Annotated in this window: 1 pseudogene; it reads right to left on the bottom strand. The window is 46.1% G+C overall.

Annotation, left to right across the window (positions count from 1 at the left end):
- Window positions 1-281: pseudogene (locus tag JK198_RS16715) on the bottom strand (hypothetical protein); the annotation flags it as partial.
- Window positions 282-740: the final 459 nt, after the last annotated feature.

Below are 740 nucleotides of genomic sequence, written 5' to 3'. Positions count from 1 at the left end.
ATCTTCCGGCGACTGGCATCAACCAGGGCAGGGCGCTTTTTCATTTCAGCGACCAGCGTCTTACCGGCATCATCAATCGCTACCTTTGAGCTGCGAACGGTGGCCGCCATGCTGATGTAGGCTTTACGTCCTTTGGCAGTGTTGATGTCACCAACGACTGACTTTGCTTTAGCGCGGATTTCTTCAATCAGCCGGTCGGTGTAATCACCACTGATAAACGCCGCCTCCAGTTCACCCGCCGTCTTTGGCAATGCATACAGCTGTAACTCTTTGCTTTCCATAATCCTCTCCTGAATGTAGTCATATAACCGCCCACTCAGTGAATGGACGCTGATATGACAGGCATAAAAAAGCCCCTGCATAAGCAGAGGCGAAATTTAATCAGAACAGGTCTTCCACTCCTGTTCATCGGGCAGTATTACCCACATAGCCCACTGGTTAATGAGCTATAGGGGGTTACTAATCCTCGAAGTATTCCATCACAGTATGAACAACGAGAATAACCATTGATAAGCAGGCCAGAATGCCAAGGCCTAAACAAATTTCCATGCCTCCCTAGCTTAGTTATTCAGTGACTCTATCTATTCAAAAAGCTATTCATGAATACTTTGCACACCTTGTGCCACAAGGGATAAGTGGCTGTTGGTATCTATTCATGGCAATAAAAAAGGTTCATCGCACCTTAGCGTGAATTAATAGAAAACGGCGGTAAAAGTGGTTAGTTTTGTATTCGCCAAAAC

The organism is Tatumella sp. JGM91, from assembly GCF_018257575.1.
Classification (GTDB): Bacteria; Pseudomonadota; Gammaproteobacteria; order Enterobacterales; family Enterobacteriaceae; genus Tatumella; species Tatumella punctata.
The sequence above is the reverse complement of the archived record's forward strand: the minus strand, read 5'-3'. Positions and strand labels throughout refer to the sequence as shown.